Genomic DNA, 19,303 nt, shown 5'->3' with positions numbered 1-19,303 from the left:
ACTCTACAGGAAAGAGTCCCCCGACGCCCGCCCTCTTATCCCCAGATCCTCCAATCCTCACACCTTCAGTTCAACGATGCCGCCGCTTCACTGATCCAGCGGCAATGGAGCCGGCCCCTCCCCCGTCTCCACCCCCACATGCTCCCCGAGCCGCCGCGCACTCACCCGCACCCGGCTGTCGAGACTGGCCACCGCGCGATTGTACGACTGCGCCGCGCGTTGCAGATGCCGCCCCACATCACCAAGCTGTTCGTCGAATGCGGCCAGTCGCTCGTGCAGTTCGCGGCCCAGCAGCGCGACCTGCTGCGCGTCGGCGGCCACACGCTCCTGCCGCCAGCCGTAGGCCGCCGCCTTGAGCAAGGCAATCAGTGTCGTGGGGGTGGCCAGCAGCACCTTGTCCTCGAGCGCGGACTCGAGCAGCGACGGGTCGGCGTCCAGCGCCGCAGCAAAGAAGGCCTCACCCGGCAGAAAGAGCACCACAAAATCCGGCGCATCGTCGAACTGCGCCCAGTAGCGCCGCGCGGACAACTGCTGCACGTGTGACTTCACCTGCTGCGCGTGCTCGGTCATGCGTGCCTTGCGCGTGCGTTCGTCGGGAGCGTTGAGCGCTTCGAGATAGGCGGTCAGCGGCGCTTTGGCATCCACCACCAAACGCCGATCACCCGGCAGGCGCACCACCAGATCGGGGCGCTGCACCGACTGCCCGGCGCGCACCGTCACCGTCGGTTCGAAATCACAGTAGGCCAGCATGCCCGCCAGCTCGCACACCCGCCGCAGTTGCAGTTCGCCCCACTGCCCGCGCACTGCGGGCGCACGCAAGGCCTGGGAAAGTTGCTGCGTCTCACGCGCGAGCGCCTCGCCGCCGCGCAACACGGCGTCCAGTCGTTCACCGATCTTGCCCGCCACTTCCGCCTGCGTGTGGCCCATTCGTGTCAGCGCGGCATCGGTGCGCGAGAGAGTCTCGCGAATGGGGGCCAGCAACTCCCCCACATTGCCCTGTCGACTCAGCGCCGCCGCCTCACCCTCGAGTCGGGCCACGACCTCGCGCAGCGCACCTTCCCGCTCGCGGGCCTCGCGCTCCGCTCGTATACGCCGCTGCTGCTGCCAGAGCCATGCGGTGACTGCGCCGACGAGGCCTGCAACGAGGATTGGGGTGACGGTCGCGATATCCATGCATCGAGTTGGATGGCGGGGAAACAGAAGGTGTGAGGATAAGAGGATCTGAGGATCTGAGAGGCGGGCCACGGAGGCACGCGAGCTCGATGTGCCTCCATGGCCCGCCCCTCCAATCCCCGGATCCTCCATTCCTCACACCTTCTGTTCAACGATCCAGCGGACCACACCCAAACCTACGGCAAAGGGAATAGTCCATCGATCGACAGATACCGCTCCCCCGTGTCGTAGCAGAACGTCATCACGCGCGCCCCATCCGGCAACTCCGGCGCCTTCTGCGCCACCGCCGCCAGCGACGCACCGCTCGAGATGCCGATGAAAATGCCTTCCTCACGCGCCGAACGCTGCGCATACGCAAAGGCGTCTTCCTCCGTCACCGCAATGGTCCCGTCGAGCGTGTCCACGTGCAGGTTGGCCGGCACGAAGCCCGCGCCAATGCCCTGGATCTTGTGCGGACTGGGGGCGCCGCCTCCAATCACCGGCGACTTGAGCGGCTCCACCGCATACGTGCGCAGCGCCGGCCACTGGGCCTTGAGCACCTCACTCACCGCCGTGATGTGACCGCCCGTGCCAACACCGGTAATCAGGACGTCGAGCCCCTCCGGAAAATCAGCGAGAATCTCGCGCGCCGTGCTCTGCACATGTGCCGAAATGTTGGCCGGGTTGTCGAACTGCGACGGCATCCACGCGCCGGGGGTGCTCGCCACCAGTTCCTGCGCGCGCGCAATGGCGCCCTTCATGCCCAGCTCGCGTGGCGTGAGATCAAACGATGCGCCATACGCCGCCATCACACGCCGCCGCTCCACGGACATCGACTCCGGCATGACCAGCACCAGCTTGTAGCCCTTCACCGCCGCCACCATGGCCAAGCCGATGCCGGTGTTGCCCGACGTGGGTTCGATGATCACGCTGTCTTTGTTCAGCAGACCGCGCGACTCGGCGTCCTCGATCATGGCCAGCGCAATACGGTCCTTGATGCTGCCACCCGGATTGGCGCGCTCGAGCTTCATCCACACGGTGAGACGTGAACCGAACAGCCGCGACAATTGCACGTGCGGCGTCTGACCAATGGTGTCGAGAATGGAACGTGCCCGCATGACTCCCCCGAGTGAATGATCAGATATGAAACTCGATCCCGTCGTCGCCGCGCTGCTCTACGCGACTGGCAAACTGCACCACCGAACGCGGCGGCACCGACGACGTCAGCCAGACGTTGCCACCAATGATCGACCCGTCGCCCACCACCGTATTGCCACCCAGAATGGTGGCGTTGGCGTAAATGACCACGTCGTTGCCAATCGTGGGATGACGTTTGCGATTGGCCAGCTTCTTGCTCACCGCCAGCGCGCCCAGAGTCACGCCCTGGTAGATGCGCACCCGATCGCCAATGACACTCGTCTCGCCGATCACCACGCCGGTGCCATGATCGATGGCAAAGGCCGCACCGATCTGCGCGCCAGGATGAATGTCGATACCCGTCTCCCGGTGCGCCCACTCCGACAGCACGCGCGGGAACATCGGCACGCCGAGTGCATAGAGTTCGTGCGCCACACGATGCACCGCCATGGCCAGAAACCCGGGATAGGCGGCAATGACTTCTTCCACACTGCCCGCCGCCGGATCGCCGCTGGCAATGGTTTCCGCGTCGAGTTGCAGCGCGGTCTGCACCGCGGGCAGACGGGACGTGAGCACCGCCACCACCTCGTCGGCGTTGGGCACCAGCGGAGTCAATGCCGCGCGCAGCAACGTCACCAGATCGGCGGCCTCGGCATCCACGGCATCGGGACCACCACAGGGCTGCCGGGCAAACGGAGGGAAGAGCAGCCCCAGCAGACGCGTCACCACCGCCTCGGCCTGACTGCGCAACGGATACGACCGGTCTTCAGCGGCCCGCTGCGCGCGCAGCGTGGCCAAAAACGCGCTCCACGACTCGGCAGCGGACTCAGCCGCGCCTACAGCCGTTCCAGTGCCGACACCCGCTCGCGTGAGTCCGTCGTTACGTACATCTGCATCCCGATGGGCCACAGTCCCGCCTCGTGCATGCGCTCGCGATACCACGAAGCCGCCCGGGGTGGCGGCCACTGCGTATCACCTTCGAATCGGTCTTCCCGCGTGAACAACTCCAGATACGCCACGCCACCAGTGCGCGCCGCCACCTGTGTCAACCCGCGCATCAGCACGTCGGTCGCGAGATAGTTGAGCATGCCACAACACACGACCAGATCGTACGCGGACCGTAAAGGCAAGCTATCGAGCGCGTCAATGCTGCCCTGCATGAGCCCGCGTCGCGCGCCAAAGCGTTCCACCGCATACGTGCTCGGATCCACGCCCGTGTAAGCTACGCGCGGCCGCAGCGCCTTGAGCGGCGCCCGCCAGTTTCCCTCACCGCAGCCTACATCCAGCACGCTGCGCACGGGGCGACCCAGCACAAACTCGGCCGCACGCAGCACAAACGCCACCTGACGCGACAGCTCGGACGGCGACTTCACCCGATGGGTCGGGTGACGATACCACTTGTCGAAGTACGCCTGATCGTAGCGCGCGTGCGGGTCGTAACTCACAGCATGCCCCAGAACGCACGATCGATGTCGATGGCGAAGCGCCATCCGCCACCAGCCGGTCCGGCGACCCGATCACGGCGCAATCCGTACGCCACATCCACGCGCAGCAGATCGTAGAACAGCAACACTCCCGTGCCCACCGACGGATACACACCGCCAACCGTGCGCTGCTCAATCGACAGGTTGCGCGCACCAGGCGTATCCGCACGAAGCCCAATCGGCGATACCGGCACGCGGCCAGACGCCGTAGCCAGCGCCTGCACGTAGGGTGCCAGGGTCACATGCGGCGGCGACTTGCCAAAGCGTCCCAGCGGGATGGACGGCGCCGGCAGCGGTGTGCGCCACTCGAGACGCGATGAAAGCATGGCCTTGGACGCAAAGGCATGCCACGCATACCCCGGACCTGACCACGGCCCGCCGCCAAAGATCAGACTCTGTGGTGCCAGGTCGCGTCCGCCAGCCACACCGGCCACCGTGTGCCACACGAGTGCGCGATCGTTGGCCAGTGGCTGCGTGATCTGCAATTGGCCCTGGATCCGCGCACTCAGCGGCCGCACACGCGGGCCGTTGAGCAGAACACCCAGCGTATCCTGTGCGATGTCGTTAAGGCCCGTGGGCGGCGTCCCCCGCCCATGCATCGCGCCGGCATCCATCATCACGTTCCACACACCACGACGCGCCATGGCATCACTCGGAACCCAGCCGCCGCTGCCACGCAGCTCCGCGCGCACACCTTCCACACGCCACGCGGCCAGCGAAGGCGCCAACACACCGCGCAGCGAACGTCCCGCCGTGAACACCGGGTCGTCCCGCTCATACGCCAGGCGCCACGCGAACGCGCTTGTGGGCGCGCGCCGCCAGAGCACGCCCACCGCGCGCGTATCCACCACCGTGGTGTAGTCACTGCCGAACAAGGCCGCGCCCATCGAGTTGGTCACACCCGCCCGCTCGGCAAAGCCCAGATCGCGATAGTCGCGTTCGGCAAAGACCTGCAGCGTAGGCGAACGACCGAACGCCGGCGACGGGCCCAGTGCAACGTGGGCCTTGACCTCCTCATCGCCAAATCCGTAGCGCGCCCGCGCGCGCAACACGAAGCCGGCACTGCTCGTGTGCGATGCGCCAAACCCCAGCGCCAAACCTTCCGCGCGGGTGAACCGCGCCAGATCACTGATGCCACGCCCGGTGATTGAGGCCGTGGCCGGTCGCGCCAGCATGGCCGACCGCACCGCCGCTTCCGCCTGCACACGCGCCTGCACCACCTCTTCGCTGCTGGCCATTTGAATCTCGGGCGGCAGCACATCCACCACGCGCCCCTCGAACGCATGCGCGCGCAGCGAGTCGCGCGGCGCCGAACTCCAGCGCGGCAGCAACATGGTGGCCGCCGGCACACGTTCGTTGACCGTGTAGCCCGCAATTTCCCAGCGCCCACGCACGATGCCACGTACCGGCAGGTCCAGCCAGGTGCTGCCACGCGACACCTCCACTTCCTGTCGCCGCGGCAACCAGTACTTCTCCTGCACCAGTCCGTTCTCGAGCGTCACCACCAGCGTTTCAATGCGCTTGTCGATGATGGCCGCGCGCGTGAAGGTCATGGACAACCGCACCACCGCACCACTTTCATGGTCGAGATACACCGAGCCGATCGCGCCGGGCTTCTGGGCATCACGTGGACGGAACTTGACCTCGTCCACGAGAATCTCGCGGCCCGGAATGCGAATGGTCAGCGGACGACCGAGTGCATACTCGTAGAGAGACAGCGCATTGGCCGCGAGCGGATGTGGTACATCGCGCACATCCTGTCCATCACCCAGTCGAATGCGATCGGGCAGATTGTCGAGCACCACACCATAGCGATCGCGATAGTAGCCCACGTCGGCAGGCAGCAGTGTGGTGTCACGCCGACCCACCAGTCGCTGCGCACTGCGGCCTGGCGCCCACCACGATACCTGCAGCGCCAACTCTTCACTCTGCACCACGCGCGGCGGAATGACCTGGCCTTCGCCCAACTGCGCGAGGAAGGCCAGAAAGCCATGCGCGCTGGCGGTGTAGCTGAGCAGGGTACTGTCGGCCAGTTGCAGACCACGCCGCGCGATGGCGCGCGTCACCAGCGAGTCGGCGCCGGCGTGTCGCCAGGCCGAGGTGGGGGCGTCGTTCGATTGCGCGGAGGCCTCCGCCGGCGCGCTGACCACGAGGACGACGGCGAGCAGGGCACGGCCCAGCAACACACCACGTGGAGCAGAGGGCAACACACCACCCAACACGCCACGCAACACACGTTGTGTCCACATCACACCACCAGCGTTCATCGCGTGGCCGGACGGTCGGGTGTTTCCACCAGCAGCCAGCCGCGATAACGCGAGATGGCGGATTCGTTGAGGTGTGGCATCACGACAAGATAGGCCCAGGCATGACGCCAATTGGAGTCGGGGCGCAGCGCCGAGCCGGGGCTCCGCGGCGCGCGAAACGGGCGACGCGCCACCACCCGCGCCACCACCGGCGTCATGGTACCCGTGGGACCCGTCAGGGTGGTGCGCGTTCCCACCGAGAGCCCAGCCAATTCCGGCCCGGCCGCAAAGTGCACCGCCCAGAGCGTGTCGCGAGTGGTGCCACGCCGCGTCTGCTCAATGCGCGGGGCCGCGGCCACACGGGCCACGGGCGTCGCCGAAGCGCCTCGCGCTGGCTGCGAATCCGGCACCAGCTGCGCGCCCCGGTAGCGTCGCACGATCCACGTGTCGAGCGGCGTGGGCTGCGCGCCGGCAATCACTGGCAGCAGAGACAGCCCAAACGCCATCCAGGCCACGCCACGCCATCCAGTCACGGAAACCGACTCACAGACACTGACTCACAGTGACCGACTCACGGTGACCGGCGCTCGGTGACTGGCTCACGGCGTAAACGCGGAGCCCGTTACCGAAGCAGGCAGGGGCGCCGGCAAGGGCGCGGGAATAACCTGCGCCAGGTCTTCACCCGGCAGCAGCACCTCGGCGCCGGCCCGCAGGGCGGCATCATCACGTACGGCGTACCGCAGAATGGTTTCCCGCTCGCCCTCGATCTCCAGGTGCCGGACGAGCGCCAGACGCGTGGCCTGCGTCACCCAGTCGGCACGCAGCAAAGGCGACGTGAGCGCGCCCGGCGTGAGCTGGGCCAGTGACGCCCGCAACCGCGCCTCGAACACCGCCAGCGGGCGCGTGGCCCAACCGGCCCGCAGCGCATGCACCGCCAAGGAGTCGGCCAGCTGGTCCATGCGACGCGCCGCGTCACCGGTCCACTCGCGCGGCACTGCCGCCAGGTCTCGCCGGCCCGGCTGGTCCACCACCACATCAGGAATCAACCCGCCGGTGAATCCGCCGCCGCGCACCGCATTCCGCTCGAGCGCCCGCCCCGACGGCGTCAGCCAACGCGCCGTCGTAAGCCGCAACGCAATGTCGGGGGACAGGTTCACCACCCGCTGCACCACGCCTTTGCCGTATGTCGGCTCACCCACCAGCAGCGCCCGGTCGTGCTCGCGCAGCGCCGCCGCAATCACCTCGGCCGCCGAGGCGGTCTGGCGGTCCACCAGCACGGTCATCGGCAAGTTGGACCAGCGCGAGCCGCGCGCCTCGTGCGGCTGCACGGCGTCGCCGCCTCGTCCCGCCAGCGAAGCCACCACCACACCACGCGGCAGGAACAGCGACGCGACCTTGACGCCCTCTTCGAACAGCCCGCCGCTGTTGCCACGCAGGTCCAGCACCAGCGAGCGTGCGCCGCGCTGCACCAGCACGGCCACGGCGCGCTCCACCTCTTCCGCCGAATGCGCCGTCATGGACGCCAGCCGGACATAGCCCAAGCTGTCATTCAACAGGGCGGCATCCGACACGGCCGGCATGCGCCAGGCGCTGCGCCGCACCACCACCCGAACCGTGTCACCGAGCGGCGCGCGCCATAAAGTGACCAGATGTTGATCTGGAGATGTTGCGGTACTGTCGCTGTTCTTTCCCCAACTGCCGTCGGCCTCTACCGGCACGCCATCCACCGCAAGCAGGCGGTCGCCGGCGCGGATGCCCGACAACATGGCCGGCGACCCAAGGGCCACGCGGGCGATACTCGCCCCATCGGCATGGCGGCGCATGGTCAGACCCAGCCCATGCCCCTCACCCAGCAAGGTCCCGCGATAACGCTGCATGCCGTCCGACTGCAGCATCGCCGCATAGGGGTCCTGCAGCTCGCGTAGCATGCCGGTCACGGCACGGCGGATGAGTTCATCGCTGGGCAGCGAGTCGAGCGCATTGGCTCGCACGGAATCGATGGCCGAGGAGAGCAGTTGCACGCCCGCCCACTCACTGCGCGCCTCCACGAAGCGCCGCTCATACCAGCGCCCCGTCACAAACGCCGCCCCCACGCTGCCGGCCACCAGGGGCACAAGCCACAGCGCCCGACGCGTTGTCCGTCGGCTGGCACGGCGTGGAGTTGGAGACGGCGACGACATCCTGCGGCCCTCGATACGTCCGGTCGAACCCCAAATTCCGCGAAGCGCAACGGTCGCATCCGCTGGGCCATGGGGTTACCTACATACTACACGCATTCGCCGGGTGATCCGTCAAATATGGAACCTACGCCACAATACGCCGATCCAATCGAAGACGGGCTGATCGACGAGAAGGCCCCACCGCCAAGCCAGGCCCTCAGCGGACTGCTGCTGTTGGGCTGCGCCCTGCTGGCGCTCATCTGGGCCAACTCGCCCTGGCGGGAGACCTACCACGCCCTCAATCACCTGCCGGTGGCCGGGCTGTCGTTGCAGCACTTCATCAACGACGCCCTGATGGCCGTGTTCTTTCTCGTGGTCGGTCTCGAGATCAAGCACGAAATCCAGGACGGGGCCCTCTCCAGCATACGAAAGGCCGCCCTGCCCGTAGTCGGCGCCGTGGGTGGCATGGTATTGCCGGCCTCCATCTATTTGTTGGTGGCGGGCGGCACGGACGCGCACGCCGGCTGGGGCATTCCCATGGCCACCGACATTGCCTTTGCCCTTGGCATCGTGGCCCTGCTGGGCAACCGCGTTCCCTCGGGGCTTCGCATCTTTCTGGCCGCCCTGGCCATTGCCGATGACATCGGCGCCGTGCTCGTCATCGCCTTCTTCTACACCCCCACCGTGAGTGCGCGCGCCCTTGGCGTCACGGTGCTGCTGCTGCTGGCGCTGCTCGAGCTCAATCGCCGCCGCGTCGGGGCCATCTGGCCCTATGCCCTGCTGGGCATAGCCCTCTGGTTCGCCGTCTTCAAGTCGGGAATCCATGCCAGCATCGCTGGCGTGCTGCTGGCCTTCACCGTGCCCTCCAAGGGGCCCGACTGCGTGCAGGAGCGACTCGAGCACTATCTCAACTGGCCGGTCACGTATCTCATCATCCCGCTCTTTGCGCTCGCCAATGCGGGGGTGACGCTGCCCGACGACCTGGCCAGCTTCGCCCGACAGCCGGCCGTCAGTGCCGCGGCCCTCGGCCTCATCGTCGGCAAACCGCTCGGCATTTTTGGCGCCGCCTGGCTGGCCGTCCGATTCCGGTGGGCCGATCTCCCCGCCGACGCCGACTGGTACCGCGTATTCGGCGTGGCCACGCTGGGCGGCATCGGCTTCACCATGTCGCTGTTCATCGCCGCCCTGGCCTTTGGCGAAAACGCCCAGCTCGACGCCGCCAAGATTGGTGTGCTGAGCGGATCGCTCATCACTGGTATTGGCGGAGCGGTCCTGCTGTCCTTTGCACGCCGACCCACGCCGTCGGCACTCCCCTCGGCCCCGTGACCGGGCCGCGCCCCGCCGCGCGCCGCCCCCCGGCAGGGCATCCTGCGACAGGGCACCCCGCGACAGGGCACCCCGCGACGGAGCGCCCCCTCCTCATTCTCAGCGACGTCGACGGCACGCTGCTGGGTGAGGAGGGGCTGCCGGTCACCCCGGCCGTGCTGCGCCGTGGTCTCTCCCAGCTCGAAACGGACTGGGGAGCGCCGGTGCAGTTGGGCCTCGCCTCCAGCCGCACGCTCCGCGAGCTCACGGTGCTGCAGCGGGCCCTCGGCATTCCCGGCCCCTGCATTGCCGAAGACGGAGCCCTATGGGCCGTCGACTCGGCGGCAACCCGTGATTCAGCCGACCACTCCGACGTCGAGCAGCACGGCCGCAGACGCTTGAAGGCGCGCCATATTGCCGCCACTGCAGAGACACTCAGGCAGCACATGGCAGGGCTTGAGCCGTTCACCAGGGCTGACACCCGTCAGCGCTCCATGGCCGCCCTCCGCGAGCTGGGCTTTCGCACGCCGGCCTCGGCACGCCGAGCCCTGCATGCCCGCCGCAACAGCGTGCTGGTCGATCCACTCGCGATTTCACCAAGTGAGCTCGACCATATTCGGGAAACAAGTGAGCAACGAGGCTTGCAACTTCGGCGCGGAGGCCGTTGGTTCACGCTCACATCAGCAGGTGGAAAAGGGCCGGCGCTCTGTGCGCTACGGCACCATTTCACCGTCGACGGGGTATCTCCCCTGATTGCCGCGATCGGCAACGAGGAGAACGACGTCTCCCTGCTCGCTGAAGCCGACCTGCGCTTCGTGATTCGCAATCCGCACCGGGGACCACACCCGGCGCTTGCCGCCCTGCCCGAGGCCATCGTCCTCGAGGCGGAAGGGCCAGGAGGTTGGATGCAGATGCTCGATCTGTTGGCGCAGTACGCGTCAGCGCAGCATGCGTCGACGCGCCGCAGTTCGGGGGCGCGCACATGAGGACGGCCACCACGCCGTCTCATTCCCAGGCCGGTGTGGCCGGGGCCCCGCGCTGGACCTTCACCATGCTCACCATCCCCTCACGGGTGGAGTTTCTGGGCAAGCTGCTGCGGTCCATGGCCGAGCTGCCCAGGCGCACGCCGTTCGAGGTGGTGATCGTGTACAACACGGCCACGGAAGAAGAGCCCATGGCCGTCGAGGCACGCATCCGCGCGCTCGCGCCATCGCTGCCCATTCGTGTCTACGTCAACGCCACCGACCCCACCATCGGTGGCGGCCGGCGTGTGCAACTCTCCGTGTGTCGCACACCGCTCGTGGCCTTCATCGACGACGACCTCACACTGCACGGCGACATTCTGGGCGCCATCGAGCAGACCCTGCGCGCGCATCCGCTGGGCATCGTCGGTCTCCCGTCGTACGAAGAAGACACCGACACCCGCTTCAAGCCGCGTGAGTCCACGCCGTATGTGAACGTGGACGGCATCCGCTACATGCCGGTGCAGGGCATGCTCGTGGCCGGCTACCGTCGACTTTTCGCGGACATTGGCGGGTTCAACCCGCGTCGACAGTTCTGGGGCGAGTGGACGGAGTTCAATCTCCGCATGTGGCGGCACGGCATTCCCACCGGCTACATCCTCGACCACGCCTTTCTGCGGCACTGGCACAAGGCGCCCGAGTCCCCCACTCGCAACATGTCGGGCCGCGAACAGCATGTGCTCTGGGGCCTCATGTGCACCGCGCTCGAGTACGACGCGGTGGCCATCAACGAGGCCACCGATGCGTTCTGGCGACTCGCACAGGACCGTTACCTGCAGTACTCCTTTGGTGAGCAGCCCAGCCCCAAGCTGCTGCTGGCCAGCGTGCTGGAACTCATGCCGCGGCTCTCGCGCGAGTTCCCGGCCATTCACGCGTTCGCAGAAACCGCGCGCCAGCATCCCTTCCATTTCAAGCCGTTCGAAACCTTCAACGAGCAGCAGGTGCGGAGCGTCATCGCGCACGCCGAAGCGGCCATCGTGCCCTATCGCAGTGTGTTCGACGACATCGCACCGCTCGAACCGCCGGCGCCGAAGCACAGCGGATGGATGAAGCGCATCGGTCGCGCCGTGCTGGGAAGGCGAGAGAACCTGCAGCCACAGACCATGGCCTGACGGCTCGTGCGGCCGCCGCAGCAGCACTCGTTGCATCCGAAAGTTCGCTAACAGCTCACGCAGAGAACGCGGAGGAAGAGAGCACGCGGAGAAAGGCGGTCAAAGTCGACCTGCCTTGCCGCGGAGGACGCGGATTGAGCGGAAACCACACGGATCAGAAATGAGGATCCATCAAGAACGATCCGTTCCTCTGCGTTCTCCGATGTTCTCTTGCAGTTCTCTGCGTGAGCGGTTGACGATCCGGCGTCTGCATCGACATTCGTTGCCATCGCGAGATCGCGAACAGCTCACGCAGCGTTGAAATGCGGGCGCAGAGGAGTATTTGCGCCTTGCAATCAATGCGCGCCGGCCGTTGGTGGACTGCCCACCGATTGGCCGGCGTTCGCCTCGGACGGTGTCAGCTCTCCCGCGCGCTTGAGACCAAGACGGAACATGATCGGGCCAATGGTCTCGTTGATGGCGATGGTGGCCATGAGCAACGCCCGCAGCGGCGCGCCACGTGACGGATACACATCGGCCACCACCGTCGCGAGGCCGATGGCCACACCCGCCTGCGACACGAGACCCAACCAGGCATTGCCCGTCACCTGCGTGGGCAGACCCGCCCACTTGCCGCCCAGGCGCATGCCACTGTAGATGCCCGCCATGCGCACGAGCACCACGGGAATCACAATGGGCAACAACGGCAGCACCGCGCGCGGATCGATCTTCGCACCGGCCAGCGCAAAGAACACCACGAACACCGGCGCCGCCGCACGTTCCATGGCGTGCCGCAGGTCTTCACCGCGTCCGCCACCCGCGTTCTCCGCCACAAAGCCCGCCACCAGCAAGGTGAGCAGTGTCTCGACGTGCAGAATGCGCGCGACTTCACTGCCCAACAGCGCCATCAGCAAGCCGAAGATGAACAGCTCACGGCTGATGAAGCGCAGATAGAGCGCAATGCAGGCCCCCAGCACCGCGCCCACCAGCACCGAACCACCGATCTCCCACAGCACCGCGCCGGCCTGCACGCCCTCGGCGCCACCCGCCGGCGGGGCCAAGCTGCGCGCCACCGCCAACACCAGCGAGAACAGCAGCACCACCGCCACGTCCATCACCAGCACCACACCCAGCGTGTAGCGAGCCACCGGCCCATTGGCCCGCGTTTCGGTGAGAAGCGCCATCGTCACCGCCGGCGAGTGCACCACCGCCACACTCGCAAACAGCAGCGAAAAGGCCACCACTTCCGCGGCGGGTGCATTGGCGAGAATGGGGAGCTGACTGCGCAGGAGCACCATCGTGCCCGCAATGGCCGCAAAGGTCAGAACCAGTTCGCTCGACACCATCTTGAGAATGGCCGCACCGCGCTCGCGGATTTCCGACAACTGCAGTTCGGCGCCGGCCAGAAACGCGATGAGCGCGATGGCCAGGTTGCTCACCGGAGTCAGCTCGGTGAGTGCCGGTTTGCTGACGTACGCCAGTCCCGGTGGCCCGAATAGAATGCCGGCAATCAGATAGCCCACGATCTTGGGAATGCCAAACGGCTTCACCAGCTCGCCCACGCTGTACGCGGCAAGGATGAGGAAGCCAAACAGCATCAGCGTGGGAATGCCGCTCGTGGGGCCGCCCAGCACGAACACGCCGCGCATCACGGCAAAGAGAATCAGCAGAATGACGAGGCGACGCACTCAGCGATCTCCCGGTGGTGCAGGCTTCGGCTCTGACACGTCGGCCGGCCGATCCGCTGACCCGTCCTCGCTGGGCTGCAGAAAACTCGGCAAGGCATGCGTCACGGTTTCCGTGACCGTGTCGAGCACGGCGCCGGTGGTGGCCGAGATGGACTCGAGCGGCGCGATGAGTGGTGCCGCGGCGGCGCGCACAAAGCGCGCCGCGAAGAACTCGGTAAACAGCACCGACACCGCGGCGCAGGTGAAGATCACGTCGCCATATGGCAGGCCGCGTCGCGAATAGTCGAAGGCCAGCGCGATGGTCAGACGGCCCTGCCCGATGAGCGCCCGCCCCCAGTCCAGACCCACCGATTGTTGCGCGCCGTTCACCCAGGTCACAATGCCGGTGCCCCAGAGCTTGGTGAGCGTGCGCAGCACCACGTAGTGCATGATGACCAGCCACCACCCGATGTTCGAATCCGGACGCCATGATGCGCCTGCCAGCAGCAGCAGCGCATAGTAGAGCGGCCGCTCACCAGCGCGCAGCACGTCCTGCACCGCGCCCGGATTGCGCATGGAGTTGACCAGCACCACGCCCATGGCAAACAGCGCGAGGGTGGGCGAGAGCTCGAGATACGCCGCCGCGCCGCTGGCGAGAATGATGGCGCCGCCCAGCGATATGACGAGTCGGTCGGCACTCTGCTCCCCACCGAGGAACAGATGAAACACCGTACCGCCCACCACGCCAATGCCGAGGGTCACGACCACCCATTCGGTCGTGGTGAGCGCGCGCACCATCAGCGGCACGGTGTCGTGCATCACCGCGAGAATGATGCCGAACACCACCACACTCACCACCGCGTTGAGGTGGTTGGCCACCTCGATCTGCAACAGCACCGGCGCCCGTCGCGCGGCGTCCTTGCCGCGTTCACCAAAGGCCACGTCGAGGCCGGCCGGTGTGGACGCCACGGCAATCGCACCCAGAATGCCGCCCGCCGCCAGCACCTCACGCCATGGCACCTGATAGGCGTACGCAATGGCCGAGGTCGCGCCCGCCGTCACCACACCAAAGGTGAGCAGGCTCTCCACGAGCGCGGTGCGATAGGGCACGGCCGGAATGCGCACCAGGCGCTGCAGCCGCAGCGGCATGGCCACCGCCACCCCCATCCAGCCGATACCGAGAATGATGATGGGTTGAAAGGCCTCAATGGCCGCCGGCGTGAAGAGACCCGTCACCTGCGGCCCCAGCAACACACCCAGCACGAGATACTCGGCGCCCGACACAATGAGCAGGCGCTTGGCCAGCCACTCATACACCACGTGGGTGGCGAGAAACGCCACAGCGGCCACGAGAATGAGAAGAAGTGGTGTGGTCATGAGCGTCCGCTGGCGTTCACACAGGCTGTCCACAATGCAGGACAGCGGGACAGGCGTCACTGGCATCATACGAGCGCATGCCGTGTTCCCACAAGGCGCGGCAACACATCACGTGACAAGCACTTGCGAGGTGGTGACCACATGCGATGAGGCGCGCGTGGCGCGCTGGCACTTTCAATGCGCTGTATGGCGGGTGTCAGTCACCCGAGAGGACAACATGTCGCTGCGTCGTTCGATCCGTTTTCGCTCTGTCTCGCCGTCGCGCACGGCAACCATCTCCACGTCATCGCACGGTTCGCCGCTCGTGTCGGCCGGCACCGTGACGCTCGTCACAGTGTTGAGTGCGTTGGTCATCAACGCACTGTCCGCGCGAGAGGCGCGGGCGCTTCCGACGGAGGCGGCACACCGGGTGGATCGTGTGGACCGCACGCTCTTCACCTGGAGTGGCCGAGTCGATCGCGAGGTCTACATCACCATGCGTGACCGCAACCTGCGCACCTCAGGTGAAGACGCGCGACTCGGCAATCGCGCACAGGTCAGTGGCGCTCTGCCGCGTGGACGCGGTGATGTGATCGTGCGTTTGCAGGATGGACGCGGTGATGTGGACATCATCGAGCAGCCCTCGGCACGTAACGGCTACAGCACGACCATTCGCATTCGCGATCCGCGCAGCGGCGCCGACAACTACCGGCTCATCGCGTACTGGAGCGGTGATGATCGTTTCGATGACCGGCGTGATGATAGGCGGGACGACCGTCGGGATGATCGCCGCGATGACCGGCGTGATGACCGCCGCGACGATCGTTGGGAGAACCGTCAGGGCTCCAACGGGCGCGGCGGTGGCTGGGGCCCGCCGTTCCCCGTGCCGGGCCGCAATGATCGGAACGACCGCAACGATCGCGATGACCGAGGCGGCTGGGACGATCGCGGCGGACGCGACAACGGCATGCTGCGCTGGAGCGGGCGCGTCGATGATGTGGTGGAGATTCGCATCAACGGCCGTCGCGTGGAGACCATCACACGCAGTGGCGCGCGTGTCAGCAACGTGTCGTCCAACGTGCGCGGCAGCGGCTTGCCCGATCGCGGGGTGACCGTGAACGTCGATCGCCTCAGCGGCCGCGGCAGTGTGCGCGTCGTGCAGCAGCCCTCGGCCTGGAACAACTACACGGCGGTCGTGCGCATCGATGACTCACAGGGCGGCGCGAGTCACTACGATCTGTCGGTGTACTGGTAAGGGGCGACCTGGGCGCGACCACGACCCGGACCACGACCCGGACCGCGACCCGGACCGCGACCCGGACTCCGACGAAGACCCCGACCCCGACCAGGACCCCGACCGCGTTTCAGTCGGGGCCGTGGTCACAAAGGAAGAACGCGCCCCGTCCGTCAGGACGGGGCGCGTTCGTCTTCAACCCACAACTCACCAACTCAAAACTCCAAGCCGCAGTTCTAGGAGGCGCCGGTCGGAATCGAACCGACGGTGGGAGATTTGCAGTCTCCTGCCTTACCACTTGGCGACGGCGCCCAGACCCGTGCCGCACTCGGCGGCATCGGGAAGCGCAATGTATGCCGCCGGCCGAAGGAGTGGTACCCTGCTCAACAATCCCACTTGACGAATGTTGTTTTAACAGATATCCTCAAAGCATGACTTCGGAGACCGAAACACTTCACACGGGCACCGTCCACAACACCACCGTGCACGCCCTCCGGGCGGCGGCGGCGCATGTGGAGCTTACGGTAGCGCGGGCGTTGGAGCCGTTCGGGATCACCGCGGCACAGTTCGAATTGCTGCAGCTCATCGCGCGCAACGACGCGGCGGGTTGCTCGGAACTGGGTCGGCAGATGGCGGCTCCAGGTCCTGATATCACCAGAATGGTTGACAGGCTCGATGCTGCCGGGTTGGTGGCGCGTTCACGCGACGAAAAGGATCGCCGAGTCGTGCATGTGGTGATGACGCCGAAGGGTGCCGAACTGCTGGATCAGGTTCGCCCGGTCGTCTGCTCGGCGGAGCGGCATGTTTTTGCGGGTATCCCGGCAGAAGATCAGGACACCCTGCTGCGTGTGCTGCACCAGCTGCGCCAGGCCTGTCCCGGATCGTCCGACCGCTGATTGGGAACCCTTTTTTTGCCCTAATAGTTGTTTACACAGACACACTCACGACAACCGGTACCTACTGAGATGATCCGCTCCGACTCCGCCTCCGCCTTCATTACGACCGAACACGAGATTGCCGGCGCCCGCGGCACGGCCTCGGAGGCCCGGCGATCCGCTGCCGAAGCGGCCCTCACGCGCCGCTCCGTCCGTGCCTATCGCGACGTCCCCGTGACGGACGAAGAGGTGCGGCAGCTGCTGACGCTCACGGGCCGGGCGCCCTCGGCCTTCAACCTCCAGCCCTGGCGCTTCATCGTCGTCCGCGATCAGGCCACCAAGGACCGACTGCAGGCGGCCGCGTACGGCCAGAAGCAGGTGGGTGAGGCTCCTGTGGTGTTGGCCATGTATGCGGACATGGAAGACACCATGGCCCATCTGGACGAGGTCGTGCATCCCGACCTGCCGGCCGACAAGAAGGCGGCCACCATCGCCATGCTCGAGCGCAACTTTGGTGGCATGACCGCCGAAGCCCGCGGCGTCTGGGCCAACACCCAGGCCAACATTGCGCTGGGCTATCTGTTGCTCATCGCCGAGTCCGAGGGTTTCCATACCTCGCCCATGCTGGGCTTCGATGTCGAGGCCACCAAGGACATTCTCGGGGTGCCGGCCCACGCCACCATCACCGCGCTGGTGGCCCTTGGCCATGGCGCGGAAGACGGATTTCGCTCACACAGGCACGAAGTGGACCGGGTCGCGCGTTTCGTCTGAGACGGCCCGTGTGGCACCCCGCAACTCTGCGGGGTGCCGCTTCCCCCGGGTCGGTCGAGGCGCTTGACTCTGCACATGGCCCGCACGACCATCCCGCTGTTTCCACTTGGCACGGTGCTTTTCCCTGGCACCGCCATGCCCCTGCACATCTTCGAGCCGCGTTACCGCCAGATGCTGGCGGACATCCGCGCCGGCGACAGCCGCTTCGCGCTCATGCCCCTGCATGTCGGCGAGCGCACGGAAACCCTGCCCACCGGACGCGTGGGCTGTGTCGCCGAAGTGACGGACGTGGAGATGCTGCCCGACGGGCGCGCCAACATCATCGTGCACGGGCGTGAGCGCGTGCTCTTCGTGGAGAGTGTCGAGGCCGACTCGCTGTATCGCCAGGGCGTGGTAGAGCTCCTGCCCGACGAACCCGACCTCAATGCCATCGCCATTGCGCTGCAGGCCGATGAACTGGCGGCCAATTTCCGCCGTGTGGTATCGGCGGTGCAGCGTCTCTCCGATCAGCCGGCGAGTACGCCCTCTCTGCCCGACGCCCCCGCGCATCTGCCCTGGGCCATCGCGGCCATGATCGACCTCGACGTGATGCAGCGCTCTGCGCTGCTGGCCGAGCGCCGGTCGTCGAACCGACTCGCGCAGGTGGATGGGATCATTCGGCGGGTACTACCAGACCTCGAGCTCCGCGCGGCAGCACACCATCTCTGAATGCTCGTGTCTCCCGTCGACCGCTTCGTCTCTGGGATCTCAGATCTGAGAGTTGGGAGTTGAGAGATCAGACGCGATATGGAAATGAGACAACAGCAACCAATGAGTTGGGAGTTGCGATCGTGTGCGACATGGGCCCACAGTCGTGGTCTCAGCCGCAGCTGACGTCAACCGCAACCGCAGTCCTTTCCCCACGCGATCGCGATTCTCACATCATTGGTTGCTGTTCTCCCATCTCTATATCGTGTCTGGTCTCCCAACTCCCAGATCTGAGATCTCAGATCTCAGACACGAGAAATGAGAGCTCAGGTCCCCATCCTCGAGATCCGTGGCGCGTGCAGCTTGCGCCCGCCTGCGTACACCGTGATCAGCACAAGCAGGCTCGCGGCTACCAGCGCGTAGGTTACCGAGGGCAAGTCCGCCGGCGTGTCCGCCGTCGTGAGCGGCGCCGCGATTCCGCGCATCCACTGGCGCACACTCAGATACTGCAGCGCCGGGAACAGGTCGCTGAGTGCGCCCTCCCAGAACAGCACGTACACCAGCCCGCTCACCAGCGCGCGTCGCGTGAACAACGCAAGCGCCGTGAACAGTGCCGCGTAGGTGAAGCCACCAAAGAACACCGACACCGTGTAGGCCGTCGTCACGCCCTCCGGATCACTGCTGCCCGCGGCGAGCGTGCCGGTGCCCCACACCGCCAACGCCGAGAGTGCCCCCGTCAGCACGGCAGCGAAACACACACGCACCAGCACAATCCACCAGCGCGGCGTGGTGGTCGTCACGAGATAGAGCAGCGTGCCGTCTTCCGACTCGGCACTGAACGCGCTGGTCCCCAGCAGCAACGCAATGAGTGGTGTGGCCATGCCGCCAAGCAGGCTGTCATAGCTGCGCACCAGGAACTCCACCGGGTCGCCGCTCAGACTGCCGCGCGACGCAAAGATCATGGCGAACACCATGGGTAGCAGCAGCAACACCACCAGTCCGGTCACGAGCAATGTGCCGCCCGTGCGAGCCCAGGCCAGACGAACCAGGACACGCGCGCTGCCCAGCCAGTTCACACGCAACCCGGATCTCATCGCAGGACTCGTCGATTGACCGG

Annotated in this window: 17 protein-coding genes and 1 tRNA gene; 7 read left to right on the top strand and 11 right to left on the bottom strand. The window is 66.5% G+C overall.

What is annotated here, in order from left to right:
- Positions 1 to 87 precede the first annotated feature (87 nt).
- From B2747_RS14485 to B2747_RS14455, 7 genes are all read right to left on the bottom strand, one after another.
- The gene (locus B2747_RS14485; protein ID WP_291162388.1) at positions 88 to 1,173 is read right to left on the bottom strand and encodes a DNA recombination protein RmuC; all 1,086 of its coding nucleotides are present in this window, start codon (positions 1,171 to 1,173) and stop codon (positions 88 to 90) included.
- Between the two features lie 176 nt (positions 1,174 to 1,349).
- Entirely contained in the window at positions 1,350 to 2,270 is a 921-nt protein-coding gene (gene cysK, locus B2747_RS14480; RefSeq protein WP_291162386.1) for a cysteine synthase A, read from the bottom strand.
- 19 nt (positions 2,271 to 2,289) lie between these two features.
- Positions 2,290 to 3,087, bottom strand: coding sequence for a serine O-acetyltransferase (locus tag B2747_RS14475; RefSeq protein ID WP_291162384.1), 798 nt, complete (start codon positions 3,085 to 3,087; stop codon positions 2,290 to 2,292).
- A gap of 38 nt (positions 3,088 to 3,125) precedes the next feature.
- Positions 3,126 to 3,734, bottom strand: coding sequence for a class I SAM-dependent DNA methyltransferase (locus B2747_RS14470; protein WP_291162382.1), 609 nt, complete (start codon positions 3,732 to 3,734; stop codon positions 3,126 to 3,128).
- A complete protein-coding gene (locus tag B2747_RS14465) occupies positions 3,731 to 6,022 on the bottom strand; it encodes a hypothetical protein (RefSeq protein ID WP_291162380.1) in 2,292 nt (763 codons plus the stop codon). The genes B2747_RS14470 and B2747_RS14465 overlap by 4 nt, the downstream gene beginning before the upstream one ends.
- Positions 6,023 to 6,036: 14 nt before the next feature.
- Positions 6,037 to 6,552 carry a hypothetical protein gene (locus tag B2747_RS14460; RefSeq protein ID WP_291162379.1) on the bottom strand — a complete coding sequence of 172 codons (516 nt, stop codon included), beginning with the start codon at positions 6,550 to 6,552 and terminating at the stop codon, positions 6,037 to 6,039.
- Between the two features lie 66 nt (positions 6,553 to 6,618).
- Positions 6,619 to 8,199: a S41 family peptidase gene (locus B2747_RS14455; protein WP_291162377.1), complete on the bottom strand. Its 1,581-nt coding sequence runs from the start codon at positions 8,197 to 8,199 to the stop codon at positions 6,619 to 6,621.
- 117 nt (positions 8,200 to 8,316) lie between these two features.
- Here B2747_RS14455 and nhaA point away from each other — a divergent pair, with 117 nt between their 5' ends.
- The 3 genes from nhaA to B2747_RS14440 are packed head-to-tail and all read left to right on the top strand — an operon-like array spanning position 8,317 to position 11,617.
- Positions 8,317 to 9,504 (top strand): Na+/H+ antiporter NhaA, encoded by a 1,188-nt coding sequence (gene nhaA, locus B2747_RS14450; RefSeq protein WP_291162375.1) that lies wholly within the window; start codon positions 8,317 to 8,319, stop codon positions 9,502 to 9,504.
- Positions 9,501 to 10,469, top strand: a complete 969-nt coding sequence (locus B2747_RS14445; RefSeq protein WP_291162373.1) for a hypothetical protein — start codon at positions 9,501 to 9,503, stop codon at positions 10,467 to 10,469. Before nhaA ends, B2747_RS14445 begins: the two co-directional genes overlap by 4 nt.
- Entirely contained in the window at positions 10,466 to 11,617 is a 1,152-nt protein-coding gene (locus B2747_RS14440; RefSeq protein ID WP_291162371.1) for a glycosyltransferase family 2 protein, read from the top strand. The genes B2747_RS14445 and B2747_RS14440 overlap by 4 nt, the downstream gene beginning before the upstream one ends.
- 335 nt (positions 11,618 to 11,952) lie before the next feature.
- Here the strand turns inward: B2747_RS14440 and B2747_RS14435 are convergent, their stop codons facing one another.
- On the bottom strand, positions 11,953 to 13,284 hold the full coding sequence (locus tag B2747_RS14435; RefSeq protein WP_291162369.1) for a cation:proton antiporter: 1,332 nt from the start codon (positions 13,282 to 13,284) through the stop codon (positions 11,953 to 11,955).
- Positions 13,285 to 14,640: a cation:proton antiporter gene (locus B2747_RS14430; protein WP_291162367.1), complete on the bottom strand. Its 1,356-nt coding sequence runs from the start codon at positions 14,638 to 14,640 to the stop codon at positions 13,285 to 13,287. It abuts the gene before it with no gap.
- A gap of 217 nt (positions 14,641 to 14,857) precedes the next feature.
- On the opposite strand from B2747_RS14430, the gene B2747_RS14425 reads away from it, so the two are divergent.
- Positions 14,858 to 15,874: a hypothetical protein gene (locus B2747_RS14425; protein ID WP_291162365.1), complete on the top strand. Its 1,017-nt coding sequence runs from the start codon at positions 14,858 to 14,860 to the stop codon at positions 15,872 to 15,874.
- A 220-nt stretch (positions 15,875 to 16,094) separates the two neighbouring features.
- Here the strand turns inward: B2747_RS14425 and B2747_RS14420 are convergent.
- A tRNA-Cys gene (locus B2747_RS14420) sits at positions 16,095 to 16,165 on the bottom strand.
- Between the two features lie 119 nt (positions 16,166 to 16,284).
- Between B2747_RS14420 and B2747_RS14415 the strand changes: the two genes are divergently transcribed.
- The 3 genes from B2747_RS14415 to B2747_RS14405 all read left to right on the top strand — a co-directional run bounded on the left by B2747_RS14415 (position 16,285) and on the right by B2747_RS14405 (position 18,207).
- A complete protein-coding gene (locus tag B2747_RS14415) occupies positions 16,285 to 16,749 on the top strand; it encodes a MarR family winged helix-turn-helix transcriptional regulator (protein WP_291162364.1) in 465 nt (154 codons plus the stop codon).
- Positions 16,750 to 16,818: 69 nt separating this feature from the next.
- On the top strand, positions 16,819 to 17,499 hold the full coding sequence (locus tag B2747_RS14410; protein ID WP_291162362.1) for a nitroreductase family protein: 681 nt from the start codon (positions 16,819 to 16,821) through the stop codon (positions 17,497 to 17,499).
- 75 nt (positions 17,500 to 17,574) lie between these two features.
- The gene (locus tag B2747_RS14405) at positions 17,575 to 18,207 is read left to right on the top strand and encodes an LON peptidase substrate-binding domain-containing protein (protein WP_291162360.1); all 633 of its coding nucleotides are present in this window, start codon (positions 17,575 to 17,577) and stop codon (positions 18,205 to 18,207) included.
- A gap of 305 nt (positions 18,208 to 18,512) precedes the next feature.
- On the opposite strand, the gene B2747_RS14400 is transcribed toward B2747_RS14405, so the two are convergent.
- A complete protein-coding gene (locus B2747_RS14400; protein WP_291162358.1) occupies positions 18,513 to 19,280 on the bottom strand; it encodes a hypothetical protein in 768 nt (255 codons plus the stop codon).
- Between the last annotated feature and the right edge of the window lie 23 nt (positions 19,281 to 19,303).

Origin of the sequence: Gemmatimonas sp. UBA7669 (assembly GCF_002483225.1) — a bacterium.
In the GTDB taxonomy this organism is placed as follows: Bacteria; Gemmatimonadota; Gemmatimonadetes; order Gemmatimonadales; family Gemmatimonadaceae; genus Gemmatimonas.
This window is presented reverse-complemented; position numbering and strand designations above follow the sequence as displayed.

Bases quoted from the DNA above. Each gene is read 5' to 3' on its own strand.
- B2747_RS14405 (WP_291162360.1), top strand. From the start codon at position 17,575: ATGGCCCGCACGACCATCCCGCTGTTTCCACTTGGCACGGTGCTTTTC.
- B2747_RS14410 (WP_291162362.1), top strand. From the start codon at position 16,819: ATGATCCGCTCCGACTCCGCCTCCGCCTTCATTACGACCGAACACGAG.
- B2747_RS14440 (WP_291162371.1), top strand. From the start codon at position 10,466: ATGAGGACGGCCACCACGCCGTCTCATTCCCAGGCCGGTGTGGCCGGG.
- B2747_RS14455 (WP_291162377.1), bottom strand. From the start codon at position 8,199: ATGTCGTCGCCGTCTCCAACTCCACGCCGTGCCAGCCGACGGACAACG.
- B2747_RS14415 (WP_291162364.1), top strand. From the start codon at position 16,285: ATGACTTCGGAGACCGAAACACTTCACACGGGCACCGTCCACAACACC.
- B2747_RS14400 (WP_291162358.1), bottom strand. From the start codon at position 19,280: ATGAGATCCGGGTTGCGTGTGAACTGGCTGGGCAGCGCGCGTGTCCTG.
- B2747_RS14430 (WP_291162367.1), bottom strand. From the start codon at position 14,640: ATGACCACACCACTTCTTCTCATTCTCGTGGCCGCTGTGGCGTTTCTC.
- B2747_RS14485 (WP_291162388.1), bottom strand. From the start codon at position 1,173: ATGGATATCGCGACCGTCACCCCAATCCTCGTTGCAGGCCTCGTCGGC.
- nhaA (WP_291162375.1), top strand. From the start codon at position 8,317: ATGGAACCTACGCCACAATACGCCGATCCAATCGAAGACGGGCTGATC.
- B2747_RS14425 (WP_291162365.1), top strand. From the start codon at position 14,858: ATGTCGCTGCGTCGTTCGATCCGTTTTCGCTCTGTCTCGCCGTCGCGC.
- B2747_RS14465 (WP_291162380.1), bottom strand. From the start codon at position 6,022: ATGTGGACACAACGTGTGTTGCGTGGCGTGTTGGGTGGTGTGTTGCCC.
- cysK (WP_291162386.1), bottom strand. From the start codon at position 2,270: ATGCGGGCACGTTCCATTCTCGACACCATTGGTCAGACGCCGCACGTG.